Source organism: Brevibacillus sp. FW306-2-1A-C05A, assembly GCF_058781555.1.
This window is the reverse complement of sequence record NZ_JBYSWV010000014.1, coordinates 15,953-34,865: the sequence shown is the minus strand read 5'-3', so window position 1 is coordinate 34,865 and position 18,913 is coordinate 15,953. Positions and strand designations below refer to the sequence as shown.

Genomic DNA, 18,913 nt, shown 5'->3' with positions numbered 1-18,913 from the left:
CCGTACCTGCTGTCACAGGCCGCATGCTTGCCAGCTATAAATTAACGCAATACTTGAATCGTTTGCAGCCGATCATCCTGTACCCCGTGAAAACGGGTATGTCCCCTCCGCAGCTCGGCAAGCATCGCCAAGCCTTCCTCGTCCATGCGCTCTCCCGGCACCAACACCGGAATGCCTGGCGGATAAGGGATGACCATCTCCGCAACTACCCGTCCCAACGCCCGCTCCAGCGGAATCGTCTCCCGCGGACGGTCGACAGCCTCGTGCATCGGCACAGCCTGCTTGCGCAAGTAATGCGAGGAGACTACGCCATGCAGCAAAATCCGCTCCTCTTCCAGCTCTACCTCCGGCGAGATGGATTCCAGCAAGCGAAGGAGCGCCTCCAGATCCCGCAGAGAGGTTCCCGCTGACGCGGCCAACAGCACGTGCGATTCGTCGGCCAGCTCGGGAAAAAGTCCGTGCCTTTCCATCAATTCCTGCAGGGCAAACCCGCTCATCTGTCCGGTTCGCAAATGCAAAAACAGCTTCAACGGATCAAATGTCGTGTACACCCGGCTTGCGCACGGCTGCGGCCACTCCAGCCACTCCATCTGGGCTGTTCGCTCCTGCAGCTTGTCCAAAAGCGGCAGCAGCCGCTCCCATTCCTCGTGAGCCTCCAACGCCAGATGGCGTCTGGCCAGGTCGAGCGAAGCCATCAAAACATACGACGGGCTGGAAGACTGTAGCATGGCAAGCTGCCGATACAGCCGTTCCCGGTCTATTCGTTCGCCCTGCAAATGCAGCATGGAGGACATCGTCATGGCCGAAGCCATTTTATGCGTGGACTGCACGGCCGCATCCGCCCCCGACTGCATCGCCGAGAGAGGAAAAGCCGGATGGAAGCCAAAGTGCGCTCCATGCGCTTCGTCGATCAACAGCGGAATGTCGTACCGATGCACGATTGCCGCCATTTTTGCCAAGTCGATCCCCATCCCGTAGTAGGTTGGATTCGTCAAAAAAACACCCTTGGCATCCGGGTGTGCTTGCAGGGCACGCTCCACATCCTCGCGTCTGACTCCCGCAGCCACGCCTGTTGCCAAATCTACGGCCGGCACCAAAAATACAGGCGTCGCCCGCGCCAGGATGATTCCGTGAAAAACAGATTTATGGCAGTTGCGTTGTACCAAAATTTTATCTCCAGGCCGGCATACCGTCATGATGAGGGCGATGTTTCCGACTGTACTGCCGCCAATCAAAAATCTCGTCTCTTCGGCTGAAAAAGCCTCCGCAGCCAACGCCTGGGCTTCTGCAATCACGCCCTGGGGCTGGTGCAGGTCATCGGTTCCGGTGATTTCTGTCAAATCCAGCTCCAGTATGGATTGAAACCGCTGCTTGGCGTGGCTGTCAAAGCTGTGGCCCATCTTGTGTCCTGGCACATGAAACGGATGCGGGCGATGCCTCGCGTGCCGTTCCAGATGTTCATACAGGGGCGCACGCTTTTGCCGCTCCCGAAATTCAGCATCTCTCGTAAGCACGCGCGACTCACGTCCTTTGTCATGAATGAATTACCCATTATTTTAGCATGATTTGACAAGGGAATAACGGAATTTTGCCAAGCTTTTTGGCAAACGAAAAAAGACACCGGGAATGCCGATGCCTTTTTCCGTCACGCATCTTTTCGCAGCCAAATACGTCTCATCTGGTGGATAAAAAACGGATACTTTTCGTCCTGGACGTCGGTATTTACCATTTCCTGTTCGCATTTCTGGCAAATAAACTGCTCGCAAATGGCGATTCCGTCATTTTGCTCCTGTTCACAGACGATACATCGCTGAGCAACTTTTTCCATAGTAAAACGCCTGCCCTTTTCCTCAATCTACCAACCATTATACCCCATTATAATCGGCATCATTCCCAAACGTTCGTCTTTTCGCCGACAGCTCGGTAACCTTTGCAAAAGAGCTGGGCTTCTTGGGCAGGAAAACAGGAGGCTGCATCAACGACCAGCGATTGTCGCATCGTGTGGGCCAGCTCTTGCAAGGACAGCTCGGCGGCCACCTCCAGCCCGTCACCGATCACAAGCAAATCGGCTTCCTGCACAGCGGCCTTCCAGGAATCGCAACGGACCCACCCCGGACGTGCCTCGTTCGGAAATGGCTCGTCCGTCCCCGTGTACACAGCGACCGCCTTATCGGCAAGCCAGCCTTGGGGCATTTTGTTCCACAAGTCTGCCGGGCCAATCAGCGCGATTCGCTCGATTTTCGTTTTTTGCAGGACATGTTGGCATTCCCGCACGAGCCACGCGCAGACAAGCGAATGATCCTGGTGCACGGGGTCTAACCAGCCTTGCCCGACTCGCGTGTCCAGCCCCAACGCCCGGGACACCTGCTTGAGCGATACGCCGTTGTCGTCACACGCCTCGCCCATCTCCCAATAAAATCGTTCCTTCCACGCCAAATAGCGGGGGAGCTGGCGGATCGCTTCATCTACCTCCCGCCGTCCGCATACCATGGACAATTTGCCGTGGTCAGCGAGCAGCCGACAGAGGCGGCGCATCTGTTGTCCGACCGGACCGCCCCCGAGCAGCACCCGTTCCTTTCCTGACCACAGGCTCATCCGCACCACTTCATACGGCTTTTGGCTGGCCTCGCACGCTGCCGCCAGCTCATCAGCCCAGCCATACGGCGCTTCGTCTCCAAATACAAGCAGCAAAACGGGGCTGTTTTCCTGGCGCAAGCTGTTTCCGCCGAGCTCCTGCAGGCGGCTGTAATCGCCCAGCCTCGTCAGCAAAAGCCCGTCCACCTCTTCGGCGGGTTCCTCTTTTTGCGCGACGAGCAGATCAATTCCACATTCTTTTAGCGACTCGCCCCACTTGTGTAAGGTTTGCTCAGCAGCGACCCATAACTTCATACGCTGATGGCGCAAATGTCCTCCTCCTCCCCTCTGGCTTGGCGGCATGTTTCGCCGCATCTTTCGTGCCCAATCACGGCCGATCCCAATTCATTCCTTTTTAGCGTACCCATAAACCGCTTGCCCATCACATCAGCGGCTTCGTTTGCCTGCCGGAAGCGTACTGTTTTCCAGGCCGCAAACGGTTAGAAAACTTGGCTGCGCCAATGGCTTGGCGCAGCCATAGTTGCACTTATCTGTACAAAAAAGCCGCCAGTCCGGCAAAGGACCAACGGCTTGTCAGCATCAGGTACTGGCTTTCTCAAGATTTGCGACTGTGCGATAATGGGGAAAAGAACAGCAACAGCGTGATCGCTGTCGTACATACATGCCAGTCTCGACAACCAGACCGCAAAGGAAGTGACTTTTTATGAAGGGACATGCCCACCAACATACGATTTACAGCTACAAGCTGCTCTACCGTTTTCGCTGGGGGCTGATCGGGTATTTGCTTCAGCTCGTGCTGATCGGCCTGTCCCTGATCGGCAGCTCCATGCTGTTGCAGGTGCCTGTCGCCTCGCTCGTCGTCACGCTGGCGATCCTGCCCGTTGTGCCGATCTGCCACCTGTTCATTTTTCGGCTCTACGCCCGCCTGCGCTCGCAAAAGCCACGGACAACCGCCGACATGCTCGTCTCTCCATGGTGGGGGGCCGGGTACCTGCTTCCCGTGCCGCTGTCCGTTTATCGGGCCAGCGAGTGCACGGTGCTGTTCGGCAGCGTCTTCATTGCGGCCGGAGCGTACGTCTGGCTTTCGGCCGACTACGGGCTTACTTTGCTCGGCGGTGTCGTGATCGTGGCGTTGCCTCGCTTGATTGCCCTGCTCGCTTCTTTTCGCCAACCCAGCGAAAGCCGGGTCAAATACGAGAACCGCGGCATTGCCTTTTTGAAAACAGATGGTTAAAAATCGTCAGGACATGATCCACAGCTTGATGACGATCAGGGCGGCGAGTCCTGGCAGGCGGAGAAATCCGGCGACCAGCGCGGTGACCGGGTTGATCGGAATGTGGAAGCTGGCCAACTCGCCAACCAGATTGGTGAAAAACAACAAAATGGCGCCAATGACAACCTGCATGACTCCAAAGCCGATCCACCTGATCGGCGTAGTCACAGACTTGCTTGCCGCTGTCAAAAGCAAAATCCCGACAATAATCAGAGCGATGATCCACCCCGTAGCCATGATTGCCCCCTCCTACGCGTGCTTGCGATGCCGCTCGCGTTTTGCCTGTGCCAGCAAGTACATATACCGCTTTTCCGTTACGTGCAAATAGTAGATGACATCCTCCAAACCGCCATCCGGCTCGCTGACCTCGACGAGATGGCGGGCATACTGCCAATCCTCACGGGCCTGATTCACGGCTACATCCAGACTTTCGGCATCCCAGTCAATGACAACCCGCTCTTTTTTGCCCCACCTGCTCAACCTGCAGACCCTCCTTTAGTTAAAGTAATACAAAACCCCCGTCATGTTGTTCACCGCGTGCAGCAGCACAGCTCCCCAGATCGACTGGTAGCGGTGCCGGACAAAGCCCAGCAAAAGCCCGATGACAAACAGCGGCGCAAACAACGCCACGTCAATGTGCAAAAGAGCAAACCAGAAGCTACTGAGCACAATGCCTGCCACTGCTCCTACGCGCCGAACCAGATAAGTCTGAATCACACCGCGAAACAAAATTTCCTCTGCGATCGGCACCATGATCCCTATGACCGCAAGCGATGCCAGCGCCGCCAGCAAATCGGTATCCTTCGCCGAAACAATCTCCTTTTCAATCTGCTGCTCTCGCTCCGAAGACAGCGACAGCCCAAGCCAGTCGGCTATCGGATTGGTCACCAGCACGTCCAGCAAAAGCACAATCAGCAGGAACAGCACCAACAGCAAGACGAGCATTTGCTTGATCCGAACGGGTCGGCACACCCCGATTTCCCCTAGCCGTCCGCGAAACCACAGCGGAATCAGGATGAGCAGAAACAATTGAAAGACAGCCGACTCCAATGTGCCCGCAACCGTTCCGACAGCAAATAGCGAGTCTTCCAGCACGAAACCGTACAAGATCAGCACCGCCGTCTGAAACACGTGCATCCACGCCACGATGTGCACCACGTCGTTGCCTGTCAGCTCGCGATTTCCCCATAGCCACAAGGTCTGCCTGCTTTCACGCGCGAGGCCGTAAATGAAGCCGACGGCTGCGATGACGCTAAGCACCGCGACCCCAAAAACAAGCAGCCCTACCCATGCCTGTGGTTGGTCTGCCGTAGAAGCAATCCACTTGCCGTCCTCTCCGAGACGAAAGCGAATCATGGAAAACTCGGCCGCAAACATCAGCCAATACCCGATAAACAGCATGATCGCCCACGGCGTGGACTTTTGTCGCCCAGCCCAACTCGCAAGCGACGGTCCTGGTCCTGTCAGCATTTCCTCACGCTCCTACTTCAACTCTATGTCTCGTCCACGAAAAAAAGTCCGCCGTCTTCTCACGATTTCTTGCTTTCCTGCTGCAAAGCCCGGGCCTTTGCTTCGGCTGCCTGCTTGATGTACTCGTTTCGCGTGCGCAAAAAACGGGTCATGTACGCCTCAAGCACCAGCCAGTCAAACAGCTTTCCCAAGATGCCAAAAGGAGAGGAATAGTCAAAAGTGTCCAGCATTTTCGTTTCGTTCTCGCCCAGCGGCACGAACTCATGCGTGTGGTGGAAACGCTTGAACGCGCCGGAGACCATTTCATCGACAAAATAACGGGGCGCTTCCATTTCCGTAATCTTGGCAGTCAAATGCTGCTTGATTCCAAAATGGACCGCTTCCCACGTAACCGTCTCGCCCAGGTTGATTAATCCGCTGGTGACCCCGCCGATCGCCTTTTCCCGCGTACTGGCGGTAGACTCCATGTGCAAGTCAATGCTGCGCGCCGCATCAAAGCAAATCTGCTGCGGCGCCTGAATCGTAAACTCCATGCGAATAACAGGCATCGTGCCCCTCCTTGTCGCCTAAACGAAAAAAAGACAGGCAGTTCCCCCGTCTTCTTTTTCACTCTTATAGATCGCGCCTGCCTTCCAACGCTTTGCTCAAGGTAACCTCGTCCGCGTATTCCAGGTCTCCACCCACTGGCAATCCGTGCGCGATTCGCGTCACGCGGATTCCGAACGGCTTGATGAGCCGCGATATGTACATCGCCGTGGCTTCGCCTTCGATGTTCGGATTGGTGGCGAGGATCACTTCCTTCACCTGTTCGTCGCCGAGTCGCTTCAGCAGATCAGGAATGCGGATGTCCTCCGGCCCGATGCCGTCCATCGGAGAAATCGCGCCGTGCAGCACGTGATAGTAGCCCTCGAACTCTTTCGTCTTTTCCATCGCCACGACATCGCGCGGTTCCTGGACGACGCAAATGATCGAGCCATCTCTGCGTTTGTCCCGGCAAATGTGGCACGGATCAAGATCAGTAATGTTGTTGCAGACCGAGCAATAGTGAAGCTGGCGCTTGGCGTTGACCAACGCCTTTGCCAGATCAAGCACGTCGTCTTCTTTCATGTTCAGCACAAAAAAAGCAAGCCGCCCAGCGGTTTTGGGACCGATGCCGGGCAGTTTCATAAAGCCTTCGATCAGCTTGGAGACCGGCTCTGGATAGAACATCGCGAATACCTCTTTTCCTGCCCGATTTTAGAACAGGCCCGGGATGTTCATGCCTCCGGTGAATTTGCCCATTTCTTTGCCCATCATTTCATCCGCTTTGCGCAGCGCGTCATTCACGGCTGTCAGCACCAGGTCTTGCAGCATTTCCACATCTTCCGGATCAACGACTTCCGGCTTGATGACGATGTCTCTGACTTGCTTGTGTCCATCGGCTTTGACGATTACCGCGCCGCCGCCCGCAGAGCCTTCGACGATTTTGTCTTTCAGCGCTTCCTGCGTTTTTTGCATTTCTTCCTGCATTTTCTTCACTTGCTTCATCATCTGTTGCATTTGCTGCATGTTTTTCATTCAGGTATCCTCCCTATGATTGTCGATTGTTTGGACTGGCTAGTCTTTTACTTCTATGAGTCCTTCCCCTACAAGCTTGATCGCTTCTGCCAGAAACGGATCTTCCTGCTCTGTGGCCGGGCCGTCTTTTTGCGCTGCCGCCTGCTGGTCGATGCCTTGCCATTCTTCCTCCATGACGGACAACAGTTGCAACGGCCTTCCCAGCACAGTAGACATGACTCGCTCCACGACGCCCTTCAGTTCAGGCTCCATGGTTTTATCACAATGGATCGCGCTGGAAAAAGTGACGATCACCGCATCGTTCCCGGCGGCTACAGGCTGACCGTTGACCAGCCACGCCTGATACTGGATTTTGATCTTTTTCAGCTCGGTTAAAATCTGGCTCCACTGCCCCCGAACCTGTCTGGTCAAATTCTCATCCAGCGCCTTGGCTACTTCCCTGACGCGATTGAGCGGTGTTCGCGAACCGCCGCCTGCGGCTGCTACCACGCGTCTCGGCTCGCTTTTGCGCGGCTCCTCGGACTTTTGCTGGCCGGGCAAGCTGACTTGGCCTTGCAGCACCTGATTCAGCCGCTGCTCCAAAGTACTGAGCCGTGTCGCCATAACGGTCAGTTCCTCGTTGCCGACCGCTGGCGCCGTTCCGCTTGTCGCCGCCGCTACCTGGGCGTTTGGCTGGCACAGCTTCACCAGTGTCAGCTCCACCAGCACCCGCGCATACGTCGACCATTTCAACTGGGACAGCGCCTGGTTGCACGTCTCGATCGTCGCATACAGGGCTGGCAAAGAATACAGCTTGGCAACCTCCTGGAACTGGTCGTCGATCATGGTTCGCTCCACAATCTCCTCCAGTTGCGGCGCTGTTTTCAGCAACAGCATGTCGCGGTAATAGTAGAGAAAATCGTGCAAGAACTGCTCCGGGTCTTTTCCTTGCACCATTACCCGATCGAATTGTTCCATCACCTGCGCGACATCGTTTTGGGCAATATATCTCGCGAGGACGGAAAAATACGATTGGGCCACCGTACCCGTGATCTGCATGATATCGCTGGCGCGCACCTGATCCTTGCTGTAGCTGATCGCCTGGTCCAGCAAGCTCAGCGCGTCACGCGCCCCGCCCTCCGCCATCTTCGCCACGAGCTGCAAGGCCTGTTCTTCGACCTGCACTCCTTGCGACTGACAAATCCGCTGCAGCAGATTGACCATCACCTTTAACGGAATCCGGTGAAAATCGAAGCGCTGGCAACGGGAGATAATCGTTGCCGGCAGCTTGTGCGGCTCTGTCGTGGCCAAAATAAAGATGACGTGGGAAGGCGGCTCCTCCAGCGTTTTCAACAGGGCGTTGAATGCCTCTGTCGTCAGCATATGCACCTCGTCAATGATGTACACCTTGTACTTGACGTCGCTCGGAGCAAACTTCACCTTATCGCGAATGTCCCGGATTTCCTCGACCCCGCGGTTGGAGGCGGCGTCGATCTCCAGCACATCAGTTACCGAACCATTGGAAATCGCTTTGCATGTCTCACATTGATTGCACGGCTCGCCATCAATCGGCTGCTCGCAGTTCACTGCCTTGGCCATAATTTTGGCCGCACTTGTCTTTCCCGTACCTCGGGGACCGTTGAACAAATAAGCATGAGAAAGCCTATTTTCGCGTAAAGCATTACGCAAGGTTATCGTCACATGTTCTTGTCCGACTACATCCTGAAACGTCTGCGGCCGGTATACGCGGTATAGCGCGGTATAAGCCATGTTCGTGTGACACTCCCCATCTGCACAGTCCTCTTCCATATCCTATTCATTATACACGATTGGTACCGTTCATACAAAGAAAACGCCCCGTTCACAAGTGTGCGGGACGCTTTTGTCGAGACTGGACCTTTACAGATACGGCAGCATGATGTGGAAGGTCGTCCCGTACCCTTTGGACGACACGCGAATCTGGCCGCCGATGTCGTGGATGATTTTTTGACAGACAGACAAGCCAAGCCCTGTCCCTTCTTCTTTTGTCGTAAAAAACGGATCGAAAATCTTGTCGATAATGTAGAGCGGAATACCCGGCCCTGTATCGTGGATGTCGATGCTCATCTTGTCTCCGTCCTGGTCGAGATGATGGGAAATTTGCAAAGTTCCCTGCTCGCCCATCGCTTCGATTCCGTTTTTGCATATGTTGATGAATACTTGCTTCAGCAGCTCGGTATCGCCCACTACCATCGGAAGCTTGCCGCGAGAGGTGAACCGAACTTCGATTCCGTACAGGAGTGCCTGCGATTCGACAATCGGCATGATTTCATCAAAAACCGTATTGAGGTCGACCATGGCATATTGAATATCACGCGGCTTGCTCAGGAGCAAAAACTCGCTGACCAGCGAATTGATCCGATTGATTTCCGTCAGCATGATTTCCGTATAAGTCTTTTCCCGATCCATGCCGCTGTCGGTAAAAGACTTGAGAAACATCTGCAAAAACCCTTTGATGGAGGTCAGCGGATTGCGAATTTCATGGGCCGTGCCAGCGGCAATCTGCCCGATCATCGCCAACCGCTCGTTCCGCTCGATTTTTTGCTCAAAAGAACGCAGGTTGGTAATGTCTTTAAACAGGATAAAAGCTCCGACCGTTTTGCCCGACTCGTCCTGCAGCGTATTGGCGTCGACGATCAGCTCATAGCGCTGATTGTCATTCGTCCAGGACGTCGCGACGTTTTGCAGCTTCACGCCTTCCAGAAGCTCTTTTTTAATCAGCCGATGCGGCTCCGGAATCCCGCTGAATACTTCATCCACGTGCTTGTTGATGACATTGAGCCGCTCCATCCCCAAAAGCTTGCAGGCTGTCTGACTGGCCTCGACAATGCGCGAACGCTCATCGAGAATAAACAGCCCTATGCTCGTATCGTAGGTCAGCTTGGTCATGAGCCGCTGAGACAAGACCTGATCGGTTTCTTTAGCCAATTGGTAAAAATGAACCAAGTACAAGGGATTCTCTGCTTGCTGAACCAGTATCATCACAGGCGTTTTCCTGCTTTTCCCCTGTTTGTCACGCCATTCTACTTCCACATTCGCTCCCGTCTCCTCTTCTCTTTGCAAAAGCTCCTCGTACATCTGCTCCATGGAGCCCTGATAAGGGAGAATGGTCGCTACGGGTTGCTTGATAAGCTGATCGCGTGAATATCCGGTAACACGAAGCAGTTGTTCGTTTACTTCCACGATACTACCCGATTGATTCACCAATAAAACGGCAGTAGGCAGTTGATGCATGAACCGCTGCAATCGTCCGGACGAGCCAACGAGATGTAACGAAAAAGGTGCACTCACAGCTTGTCCCTCCTGGCCTATGACGTACTTCATGAGCAAAGAAACCCATGTCATTTCTCAACTATTATGAAACTTCGTGAAAAAAAGCTCAACACCTGCCCTCCAAGGCAAACCTCTCCAGAGAAATGTTTCGCTAGTTATCGTCAAATTCCAACAAAAAATATATGGATCGGCAAATAAAAATAGCATGCTTCCCGCAGGAAACATGCTATTGAACGTTCGTATAGGTACCGTGCACCTATCTTCGATAATTCTTATCCAAGCGTTACTCATGGTAGCAGCTCAGAGCAGGCTACCCTGCGGCACACGCGATGATCCACTTATGGCTGCTTCCTTCCGGACCTGACCAGGTTCATGGGTTCGCGTTGCACAGGACCCGCTCCTCAACACCGCCGCCATAAGGCAGCCTCACATAAGAAAACCTAGGATAGGAATTCAACCCTGCTATTGCGGATTGCAGGTTACAGGGCACCGCAACCTCCCCGTCTAGCACGGTACGATTAGAATACCAAAGATACGAGCCGATAGCAAGGTGAAAAGCCATCCAATACTAGGTAGCGGCTTTTTCCTTGACAATACTGTCACTGTTTTCGGTCGGCTGTGGCACCTGAATGGCGCCGCTCAAATACGCCCTTTGAAAAATGGCGACGATCTCCGGATCAAACTGGGTTCCTTTGCAGCGCATGATTTCCTCGTACGCCTCTTTTCCCGACATGGCATTGCGGTAGGAACGGGTGGAGGTCATGGCATCAAACGTATCGGCGACTGCCAGTATTCGGCCGATCAGGGGAATATTTTCTCCCTTCAACTGGTACGGATAGCCTTTTCCGTCCCAGCGCTCATGATGGTGCCTGATGCCCGGACTGACATGAGCCAGGCTCTCTATCTGCTCCACGATATCGGCCCCAATCGACGGATGCCGCTTCATAAATTCGTATTCCTCGTAGGTGAGCTTGCCCGTTTTCAGCAGCACGTGATCGGGAATCGCCACTTTGCCAATATCGTGCATCAGACCGGCATAGCGCAAATCATCACGGGTAAATCCAAGCTGCTCCTTGTCCAGCATTTGATCGTAAATAATGAGTGCGTACTGGGTCACCCTCTCTGTGTGCCCGGCTGTATAAGGGTCCTTCATCTCCACCGCCAAGTAAAAGCTGCGGACAATCTGATCGAGCCCTTTTTGGGAGTATTCCCGCTCCCGTTCGATCAGCGACTGTATCTGGGCCGCCATCATGTTGAACTTCTTTTCCAAAAACGTGATCTCGCGCATGCCTTCAATCGGTACGCGTATGGAAAAGTCGCCCTTTAACAAAGCATCGGTTGAGTCAACCAGCGTGTAGATCGGCTTGCTAATCCAGCGGGAAATGCGGTGGGCCACATAACCGGAGAAGATGACCACGAGACAGATCGTGAACCACAAAATGAATTTCATCCGTTCCAGCCGATTGGCGATATCCTGGTCGGGCAGCCATTCCACATAGGTGATCCCGCTCGTTGGCGACGTCTGATGGTACGCGTACACACTCTCGTTGCGAAGGTGGACAGCAAACACTTTTTTCTCCTCGGATTCGAGCAAGTGCTTGCTCAGGCTTCCGTACTCGGGCGCTACGGAAACGTTTTTCCCGATCAGCTCCATATCCGGGTGAACCAATATTTTCCCGGAAGGCATCAGCACCATCAGGTTGTTGTACTTGGCGATCGGGCTGTTGTTCACCCAACTGGCCAGCTCGTCTAGCTTGATCTCAACGAACAAGAGTCCTGACACCTCTTCGCTGTGGCCTTCCACGCGCTGCGAAACAAACAGCGATTTCGGGTTCCCTTGTTCATCTGTGCGGCTGAGCAGCCAAATCTGGCTCTCTCCGGTCCCCCACGCCTCTTTTTTCAACTCCGACGGCTGTCGCTTCTCCTCCCAGCCATCCTCCGGCTGCAAGGAAATGACTTGCTTATCATCGCGCACAAAATGTACGTTGCGGATCAGATTGCGAAAGTATGTAAAATTTTCGAAGGCATCCCGTACCTTGCTTCGTTGAGCTTCCCGATCGTTTGCGGCGAGAGGGTCCTCCAGTCGATTCTCCTGAGACTTGGGTATTGACATTCGCAAGACCGGATCGTTTGCCAACTGATTCGTGTCGTGTTGGATCGTCTGAAAAATCGTGTTCAGCCGCCTGTCAACAGAATCGAGATGCCCCCCGATGCTCGTTTCGTATTGCTCAAAAACTGCCTTCTGGGCTTCCTTGTAGAAGAGAAAACAGATGAGCAGGATGGGGAACAGGCTCAGCAATAAAAAGGTTGCAAATAATCGGTCTTTCAACTTCAATAACACAAGCCTCCCCCTTTTTCTTCTGGTTGATCGCGCTCACAAAGCTATACCTTCTGCTGTTGGGTATGCTTATTTTGCGTCCTTATCCCTATTACCGCGTTAGCACGAAACGTAAACCTTTAATTTACCAGATTTGGCTTCTTTTCATCACACAAATAGACAAAGCTGTCTCATGCATATTATCCTAGCTAAGAATTACTTTCTAATAGTAAGGAGATCCATCCCATGCGATATATTTTTCTTGTTTTTCTGGGGGCATGCAGCTACGGCATTTTGTCGACAATCGTCAAGCTTGCCTACGGTCAAGGGTATTCCCCGGCAGAAGTCATCGGCGGCCAGATGTTCTTCGGCTTCGTCCTCACCTGGATACCCGCTCTCTTTTTCCTGCGGACAAAACCGGGAAAAAAACAACTGCTGCTTCTGGTCGGCGTCGGCTTGGCTGTCGGCTCCACGGGCATTTTGTACTACAATGCCTTGCGCTTCATTCCGGCCTCGATTGCGATCGTCCTGCTGTTTCAGTTCACCTGGATGGGAGTGCTGGCCGAGGCGATTTTGACCAAGCGGATTCCGGATAAGCCCACGCTGTTTTCGCTTGTCCTGCTGCTGTTCGGAACATTGCTTGCCGGCGGAGTATGGGAAACAGGCGGAATCGCCCAATTTCACATCATGGGTGTGGTGCTCGGACTGCTTTCTGGCGTCTCCTACACGCTGTTTTTGCTGTTCAGCGGCAAAGCTGCGGTCAGCGTCAATCCGTGGGTGCGCAGCGCGAGCATGTCTACCGGGTCGTTTTTGCTGGCGGCGCTCGTCTACACGCCTGTGTTTCTCTGGAACGGCTCGCTTTTGGACGGATTGTTTCCGTACGTATTTTTACTGGCCCTTTTCGGCATCTTCATTCCGACAGTCTGCTTCAACTTCGGCATTCCGCATACCGGACCGGGGATGGCTGCGATCCTCGGTGCGGCCGAGCTGCCTATGGCAGTATTTTCTTCGTACATCATCCTGCATGAGTCCGTATCGGCGCTGCAGGTGGCAGGCGTCGCCGTCATCCTGCTCGGAATCGTGCTCCCGGAGTGGCTGCGCCAGCGCCAAAGGCAAAAACAGCGCAGTTCCTCCCTCCGCTGAATACGCAAAAAACCCATCCTGTGCAGAAAAATCTGCGCGGGATGGGTTTCTTTATTCGGTTCCTTCGCGTTTTACCGTCAGCGAGGCCGCACCTGGAGCCTGGCTCCTTTGTCTTTTCCATAGCGAATATCCGTAATAGCTGATGGCAGCCAAAATAAGCAGACCTGCCGCTGCCACGATCATCGTTTGATTGAACATGCCCACAAATGCGTTGAGATGCTCGACGTTGTTGCCCATCAGGTTGCCGGCGAAAAACAAAACCAGCGTCCAGACAAGTCCCGTCGTGTAGGAAAACAGGGCGTAACGGCGGAACGTCATTTTTCCGATGCCCACCAAATACGGCACCACATGCCGGACGACAGGCAAAAAGTAGCTGATGCACAAGGCGTAGCTGCCGTAACGGTCCAGCAGCGCCTGCGCCCGGTCCACGTACTTGTGCATCCCTTTTTTCTTGCCGATCCAGTTCAGCGCCGGAGCGCCGAGCCATCTCCCCAGCACGTATCCGAGCGACAGACCGGAGACAACCCCCAGATAGGTCGCTACAAAAGCCGGAAACACATTCAAGATTCCGAGCGAGGTCAATACGCCCGCCGACAGCACAATCACTTCATCCGGAATCGGCATTCCGACAATCCCTAGCCATAACATGAAAAAAAGGGCAAAATAGCCAAACTGACCAACCGATTCGGTCAGCATCTCCACAATCATCGCTTGTCCTCCTATCCGGCTGCTACTCGTGCCCTTTGCGGCAGACGTAGACAAATGCCGGCGGCAGATTGAGCGGAACGAGCTTCACAGTCATGTTTTCAAACACGCTGGACAGTTGCTTTTTCATCTGGAGCGAATATTGAAAGGTGACAAATACCCCGCCCGGCTTCAACGCAGCATATACTTCATCCATAATTTGATCGCGCAGCTCCTGCGGGAAGTTGGCAAACGGCAGCCCCGACACAATACAGTCAGCCTTGCCCAAACCGGCTTCACCCAGCACGCGGGTCAGATCGACCGCATCTTCATGAAAAAGCACGTTGGGGAATTGCTGCTCTAGCTTTTCGCGCATTTTGTTTTCTTTTTCAAAGGAAACCAGTGTCGCCTCCGGCCGCTTCATCTGCTCGATCCAGGTAGTAAAAATCCCTGTACCCGCGCCCAGCTCTGCAATCGTATGGGCCTGGCTCCAGTCAATCGGCTTCATCATCTGCTTTGCCAACGCTCGGGAGCTAGGCGTAATGCTACCTACTTGCCCGGGTGACTGTAAAAAATTATAGAAAAACATCAGCCGGTCCTTGATGCTAACCGGATGATGACAATCGATCATCATGTAAGACGCTCCCTTCGTCGTTTCCTTACCTCTCATCATATCCAGAAAACATTTAGAATTATCTTTCCAAAAACGAAAGATTTTCTTAATACTATAACAGTAAACGTTTGGAAATCAAAACGCCTCCGTCTGGGGTCGGAGTTACAGATCACGCTTTTGATGGTTACGATGGGATCGACATGTGCGTTACAATAAGGTCAACAAGATCATTCGTCACACAAGACGAGGAGGACTATTCCATGGATTATAGAGGGGTAAAAGCAATCACTCACGCCAGCGCATTTTTCGCACCGTTTCTGGTGCCCATCGTCGTCTGGCTGCTCATGCAAGAACGCGACGCGAAAAATATGGCTCTCCAAGCCTTGCTGTTCCATCTGTTCATGAGTATTCTCATCAGCATTTCCTGGGTTCTCTCCTTCGTGCTGATCGGGATTCCGTTTTTGATCGTGTTTGGCTTGATGGCGATTTACTACCCGATCAAAGGGATCATCTATTCGTTGCAAGGCCGACCGTTCCGTTACCCGGTCATCGGTTCGATCGTGGGGTAAGCCTAGTCCGTGTCAAACGCAAAAATGCCAGCGCCCGTTTTAGGGTCGCTGGTCTTTTTGCTGTGCTGCCTGCTTGTCTTTTATTATTTGGAACCGACTGTGAAACGTTGGTTCAGATGCTGCGGATTTTCGATTTCATCGAGTACCGCAATCGCGTAGTCCGCGTAGCTCACATAGCTTTGTCCGCTGCTGTTGACCAGCAGGTGGTCTTTTCCGAGCTGGTACGTGCCTGTTCGCTCGCCCTCAGGATCGAAGAAGGCGGAAGGACTGATGAAGGTCCATTGAATCCCTTCCGTTGCTTGCAGGATGCGAAGGTTCTCTCCCTGATTTTGCGCAGTCGCCAGGTACGCCTCTGGAAAATCAGGCGCTTCCATCACGCGCGTCGTTTTCGCTTCGTCGACGAACAAGCTGCCTGCGCCGCCAACTACGAGCAAGCGAGTCGCCGGAGCGCCCTTCATCGCTTCGATCAAAACATTGCCAGCCTCGACATGCAGATGTTCTTTGCCAGCAGGAGCGCCGAACGCGTTCACCACTGCGTCAAAGTCCTTCAAGTCTGCTGCTGTCAGCGCGAAAATATCTTTTTCCACAACGGCTGCTTTTGGCTCGTCGATTTTGGACGCGTCACGGACGATCGCCGTTACTTCATGCCCGCGATCCAATGCTTCCTTCATAATCAGCTTACCAGCTTTACCGCTTGCGCCTACAATTGCAATTTTCATCGTTTTGTTCCCTCCATCGAAATAGAATGAGTGGTCATGCGTGCGAATATAAGCGATTGGCCGCTTTTTGTTGTAACTAAAACAGTTACATCGTGCACAAAAAAATTTGCGGCCTGGACTTGCTCGTCTTGTTGTAATCATTTTAGTTACAACAAAGTCATCTGTCAATACTGTTTTTTCCCGCCTGTACGCCTGTATGTAAAAGCATCTGCTTTACCCGGAAATGCGGCTGCTGAATGTTGCTTACAGCCTCACTTTTTGCCCGGATGCGGCAGATGCCCTGATTCGTAGCGTCACTTTTGTTTTGTCGGCCCCTGCCAGGTAATCAGCCCGCCCTGGAGGTGCGCCATTTGCGTAAAGCCGTGTTTCTTCAAAATTTTTGCCGCCTGCTTGCTGCGCAGCCCGCTGCGGCAGTAGAGGAGAATGTCGTTTTTCGGAGAAATCTCCTTCACTCTGTTGTTCAACTGGGAGAGGGGAATATTAACAGCCGTAGGGATGTGCCCGTTTTTAAATTCATGCGGCTCGCGCACATCAATCAGCATCACTCTGCTTTTTTGGTTTACCCGTTCCTTGAATTGCTCTGCCCGCAAATTTTCCAGCCCTTTGACGGGCATGAAGCGGGAGATCAAATACCAGGTTGTCAAAGCATACGCGATAATAAGCAAAATCGTCGTGAAGTCCATGTGAACATCCTTCCTAATGAATTAGCGACTTTTCACCAAAAGCTCAACCGCTTCTTTTACCATCTTGCTCGTGTCGCCGCCGTTCGCCTGCTCCTCCAGCAGACAGCGCTGCAAGTTCTCTGCTACGATCTGCGCGATGGCCTTGTCAGACGCGTTGCGGACTGCAGACAACTGAGCGACTACTTCCTTGCAGCTTTTCTGCTCGTCCATCATTTTCAACACGCCGCGGATTTGTCCTTCAATTTTGCGCAAACGTCTTTTGATATCGTCACCGTAGTTGTAATCCATGTGAAGTCCTCCTCCTGTTTTTAGGATCGCGGATACATATACAGGTATCTTATGCGAAAAGCAGGCTTTGTCAAGCGAGCGCGCATGCTTTGTCCCTTCGAATTGTCCGTTCAAATAAACAGATTGACTTTTGCCTGTGTCGCATCGCCCAGGTAGGCTGCCACGCCCGCGTACTCCATCCCGTCGATCAGCTCCTCCTGCTTCAACCCCAACAGGTCCATCGTCATCGTGCAGGCGACCAGCTTGACTCCTTGCTCCTGTGCAAGCTCAATGAGCTGGGGCAGCGTCAGGGCGTTGTGCTTTTTCATGACATGCTTAATCATTTCCGGGCCCATCCCGAGCATATTCATTTTGGACAGCCCCAGCTTCTTCGCCCCTCTCGGCATCATCCAGCCAAACATTTTCTCCAAAAAGCCCTTTTTGACCTTGACGATCTCGTTCTTGCGCATCGTGTTCAAGCCCCAGAAGGTAAAGAAAATCGTCACGTCGTGGTCGTAGGCGGCTGCCCCGTTTGCGATGATAAACGCTGCGATCGCTTTGTCCAAATCGCCGCTGAACAGAACAATCGTCGTTTTTTCTTTCTGGTTTTGGTTTTCCATCATTGCAGAATCCTCCCTTATACTATTACTCCTATAGGTATTCAAGCGGACAAAAAGAAGCTTCCTTAAAAAGAAAGACCTCTTCTTCGCGTTACAAAATATCGCTCCAAACCTTGATGGCCGTCGCAGCAATCAGCACGATCAAGCCATAGCGCAAATATTTGACGTCCATATTGGCGCTGACCATACTGCCAAGCGGCGCTCCGAGGATGCTGCCAATGACCGTGAACAACACCGGAAGCAACGGGATGTGCCCCGCGTACAGCTTGCCTGCGACACCACCGATGGCAGAAATGAATACGATAGCCAGTGACGAAGCGATGGTGACGCGTGTAGGAATCTCGAGAACCGTCAGCATGATCGGAATGAGGATGAAGGCGCCGCCCGCTCCCACAATTCCGGAGACAATTCCCACGACGAAGGCTGCCGGAATCGCTACGGCGCGATTGTATTCGATCTCATCCGCTTGTTCCTGCGTCCCCTTGTTCTTTTTCAGCATCAAAATGACGGCGACGACAGCCAAAATCCCGTACACCAGGTTGATACTGTCGCCTGACATGTACTTGGAAGTCAGGCCGCCCAGGAGGCTTCCGACCAAAATGCTGATTCCCATGTCTCTGACAAGTCCTTTGTGCACCAGAGGCGAGCCTTTGCCGTTGCGCTTGCGAAAAGCAATAACCCCGGACAGGGACGCGAAAAACACCTGGAACATCGAGATGGACGATACCTCCTGCGCGGAGAAATGAGCGAGTCCAAGCCCTGCCGGAACGAACAGAAGCAATGGATAGTTGATGATCGCTCCGCCAATCCCCAGCATCCCGGAGAAAAAGGAACCGACAAAGCCAAGAGTAATCATGAGTAAAAACAGCAAGATGTCCATAAGTCCTCCCCGCATTCCACGCAAAAATGACACGGGAATGCCCTAGCCACTTTTCAAATGCTCACTCGTCAGGTAAAATAAAACCAAGTAAATAACTGTGATTAAGGTGATATAAATGGTCCGTTATTTAAAAACCATTTTTCAGCATCGCTGCCCCACTTGCAAAGAACCGCTGCGCTCCCAGCGCAACAACCTGCTTTGCGAAAAAATTTGCCCCAACGGCCATTTTCGC

General features: G+C 53.2%; 22 protein-coding genes and 1 other RNA gene. 3 read left to right on the top strand and 20 right to left on the bottom strand.

The window, feature by feature from the left end:
• Positions 1-41: 41 nt before the first annotated feature.
• The 3 genes from AC3WJN_RS10955 to AC3WJN_RS10945 all read right to left on the bottom strand — a co-directional run bounded on the left by AC3WJN_RS10955 (position 42) and on the right by AC3WJN_RS10945 (position 2,904).
• Positions 42-1,514 carry an aminotransferase class I/II-fold pyridoxal phosphate-dependent enzyme gene (locus tag AC3WJN_RS10955; RefSeq protein ID WP_005830509.1) on the bottom strand — a complete coding sequence of 491 codons (1,473 nt, stop codon included), beginning with the start codon at positions 1,512-1,514 and terminating at the stop codon, positions 42-44.
• A 131-nt stretch (positions 1,515-1,645) separates the two neighbouring features.
• The gene (locus tag AC3WJN_RS10950; protein ID WP_005830511.1) at positions 1,646-1,828 is read right to left on the bottom strand and encodes a sigma factor G inhibitor Gin; all 183 of its coding nucleotides are present in this window, start codon (positions 1,826-1,828) and stop codon (positions 1,646-1,648) included.
• A 59-nt stretch (positions 1,829-1,887) separates the two neighbouring features.
• Complete coding sequence (locus tag AC3WJN_RS10945) at positions 1,888-2,904, bottom strand: Rossmann-fold NAD(P)-binding domain-containing protein (RefSeq protein WP_007776340.1); 1,017 nt, start codon at positions 2,902-2,904, stop codon at positions 1,888-1,890.
• A gap of 394 nt (positions 2,905-3,298) precedes the next feature.
• Between AC3WJN_RS10945 and AC3WJN_RS10940 the strand changes: the two genes are divergently transcribed.
• Entirely contained in the window at positions 3,299-3,829 is a 531-nt protein-coding gene (locus tag AC3WJN_RS10940; protein WP_005830515.1) for a hypothetical protein, read from the top strand.
• 6 nt (positions 3,830-3,835) lie between these two features.
• Here the strand turns inward: AC3WJN_RS10940 and AC3WJN_RS10935 are convergent, their stop codons facing one another.
• The 10 genes from AC3WJN_RS10935 to AC3WJN_RS10890 form a co-directional block, all read right to left on the bottom strand.
• The gene (locus AC3WJN_RS10935; RefSeq protein ID WP_005830517.1) at positions 3,836-4,105 is read right to left on the bottom strand and encodes a pro-sigmaK processing inhibitor BofA family protein; all 270 of its coding nucleotides are present in this window, start codon (positions 4,103-4,105) and stop codon (positions 3,836-3,838) included.
• A gap of 12 nt (positions 4,106-4,117) precedes the next feature.
• Positions 4,118-4,348 carry a DUF2508 family protein gene (locus AC3WJN_RS10930; RefSeq protein ID WP_007776336.1) on the bottom strand — a complete coding sequence of 77 codons (231 nt, stop codon included), beginning with the start codon at positions 4,346-4,348 and terminating at the stop codon, positions 4,118-4,120.
• Positions 4,349-4,363: 15 nt separating this feature from the next.
• Positions 4,364-5,338, bottom strand: a complete 975-nt coding sequence (locus AC3WJN_RS10925) for a CPBP family intramembrane glutamic endopeptidase (protein ID WP_005830521.1) — start codon at positions 5,336-5,338, stop codon at positions 4,364-4,366.
• A gap of 59 nt (positions 5,339-5,397) precedes the next feature.
• Positions 5,398-5,886 carry an SRPBCC family protein gene (locus AC3WJN_RS10920; protein WP_003843412.1) on the bottom strand — a complete coding sequence of 163 codons (489 nt, stop codon included), beginning with the start codon at positions 5,884-5,886 and terminating at the stop codon, positions 5,398-5,400.
• A 64-nt stretch (positions 5,887-5,950) separates the two neighbouring features.
• Positions 5,951-6,547, bottom strand: a complete 597-nt coding sequence (gene recR / locus AC3WJN_RS10915) for a recombination mediator RecR (RefSeq protein WP_005830525.1) — start codon at positions 6,545-6,547, stop codon at positions 5,951-5,953.
• Positions 6,548-6,574: 27 nt separating this feature from the next.
• Complete coding sequence (locus AC3WJN_RS10910; protein ID WP_005830527.1) at positions 6,575-6,886, bottom strand: YbaB/EbfC family nucleoid-associated protein; 312 nt, start codon at positions 6,884-6,886, stop codon at positions 6,575-6,577.
• 48 nt (positions 6,887-6,934) lie between these two features.
• The gene (gene dnaX, locus AC3WJN_RS10905; RefSeq protein WP_007776318.1) at positions 6,935-8,644 is read right to left on the bottom strand and encodes a DNA polymerase III subunit gamma/tau; all 1,710 of its coding nucleotides are present in this window, start codon (positions 8,642-8,644) and stop codon (positions 6,935-6,937) included.
• A 129-nt stretch (positions 8,645-8,773) separates the two neighbouring features.
• A complete protein-coding gene (locus AC3WJN_RS10900; protein ID WP_007776315.1) occupies positions 8,774-10,204 on the bottom strand; it encodes a PAS domain-containing sensor histidine kinase in 1,431 nt (476 codons plus the stop codon).
• A 230-nt stretch (positions 10,205-10,434) separates the two neighbouring features.
• Positions 10,435-10,699: signal recognition particle sRNA large type (gene ffs / locus AC3WJN_RS10895), an RNA gene on the bottom strand.
• Between the two features lie 55 nt (positions 10,700-10,754).
• Positions 10,755-12,527, bottom strand: coding sequence for an HD domain-containing phosphohydrolase (locus AC3WJN_RS10890; protein ID WP_007776312.1), 1,773 nt, complete (start codon positions 12,525-12,527; stop codon positions 10,755-10,757).
• A gap of 222 nt (positions 12,528-12,749) precedes the next feature.
• Here AC3WJN_RS10890 and AC3WJN_RS10885 point away from each other — a divergent pair, with 222 nt between their 5' ends.
• On the top strand, positions 12,750-13,646 hold the full coding sequence (locus AC3WJN_RS10885; RefSeq protein WP_007776309.1) for an EamA family transporter: 897 nt from the start codon (positions 12,750-12,752) through the stop codon (positions 13,644-13,646).
• Between the two features lie 51 nt (positions 13,647-13,697).
• On the opposite strand, the gene AC3WJN_RS10880 is transcribed toward AC3WJN_RS10885, so the two are convergent.
• Positions 13,698-14,354, bottom strand: a complete 657-nt coding sequence (locus tag AC3WJN_RS10880) for a DedA family protein (RefSeq protein ID WP_007776306.1) — start codon at positions 14,352-14,354, stop codon at positions 13,698-13,700.
• 22 nt (positions 14,355-14,376) lie between these two features.
• Positions 14,377-14,964, bottom strand: a complete 588-nt coding sequence (locus tag AC3WJN_RS10875; protein ID WP_007776301.1) for a class I SAM-dependent methyltransferase — start codon at positions 14,962-14,964, stop codon at positions 14,377-14,379.
• 239 nt (positions 14,965-15,203) lie between these two features.
• On the opposite strand from AC3WJN_RS10875, the gene AC3WJN_RS10870 reads away from it, so the two are divergent.
• On the top strand, positions 15,204-15,512 hold the full coding sequence (locus AC3WJN_RS10870; protein WP_007776298.1) for a DUF4870 domain-containing protein: 309 nt from the start codon (positions 15,204-15,206) through the stop codon (positions 15,510-15,512).
• Positions 15,513-15,595: 83 nt separating this feature from the next.
• Here the strand turns inward: AC3WJN_RS10870 and AC3WJN_RS10865 are convergent, their stop codons facing one another.
• From AC3WJN_RS10865 to AC3WJN_RS10845, 5 genes are all read right to left on the bottom strand, one after another.
• Entirely contained in the window at positions 15,596-16,231 is a 636-nt protein-coding gene (locus AC3WJN_RS10865; protein ID WP_005830543.1) for an NAD(P)-dependent oxidoreductase, read from the bottom strand.
• Positions 16,232-16,524: 293 nt separating this feature from the next.
• A complete protein-coding gene (locus AC3WJN_RS10860; RefSeq protein ID WP_005830545.1) occupies positions 16,525-16,914 on the bottom strand; it encodes a rhodanese-like domain-containing protein in 390 nt (129 codons plus the stop codon).
• Positions 16,915-16,935: 21 nt separating this feature from the next.
• Complete coding sequence (locus AC3WJN_RS10855; protein WP_005830547.1) at positions 16,936-17,202, bottom strand: metal-sensitive transcriptional regulator; 267 nt, start codon at positions 17,200-17,202, stop codon at positions 16,936-16,938.
• 110 nt (positions 17,203-17,312) lie between these two features.
• Positions 17,313-17,804, bottom strand: coding sequence for a DsrE/DsrF/DrsH-like family protein (locus AC3WJN_RS10850; protein WP_005830548.1), 492 nt, complete (start codon positions 17,802-17,804; stop codon positions 17,313-17,315).
• An 88-nt stretch (positions 17,805-17,892) separates the two neighbouring features.
• Entirely contained in the window at positions 17,893-18,681 is a 789-nt protein-coding gene (locus tag AC3WJN_RS10845; RefSeq protein WP_007776291.1) for a sulfite exporter TauE/SafE family protein, read from the bottom strand.
• Positions 18,682-18,913 lie beyond the last annotated feature (232 nt).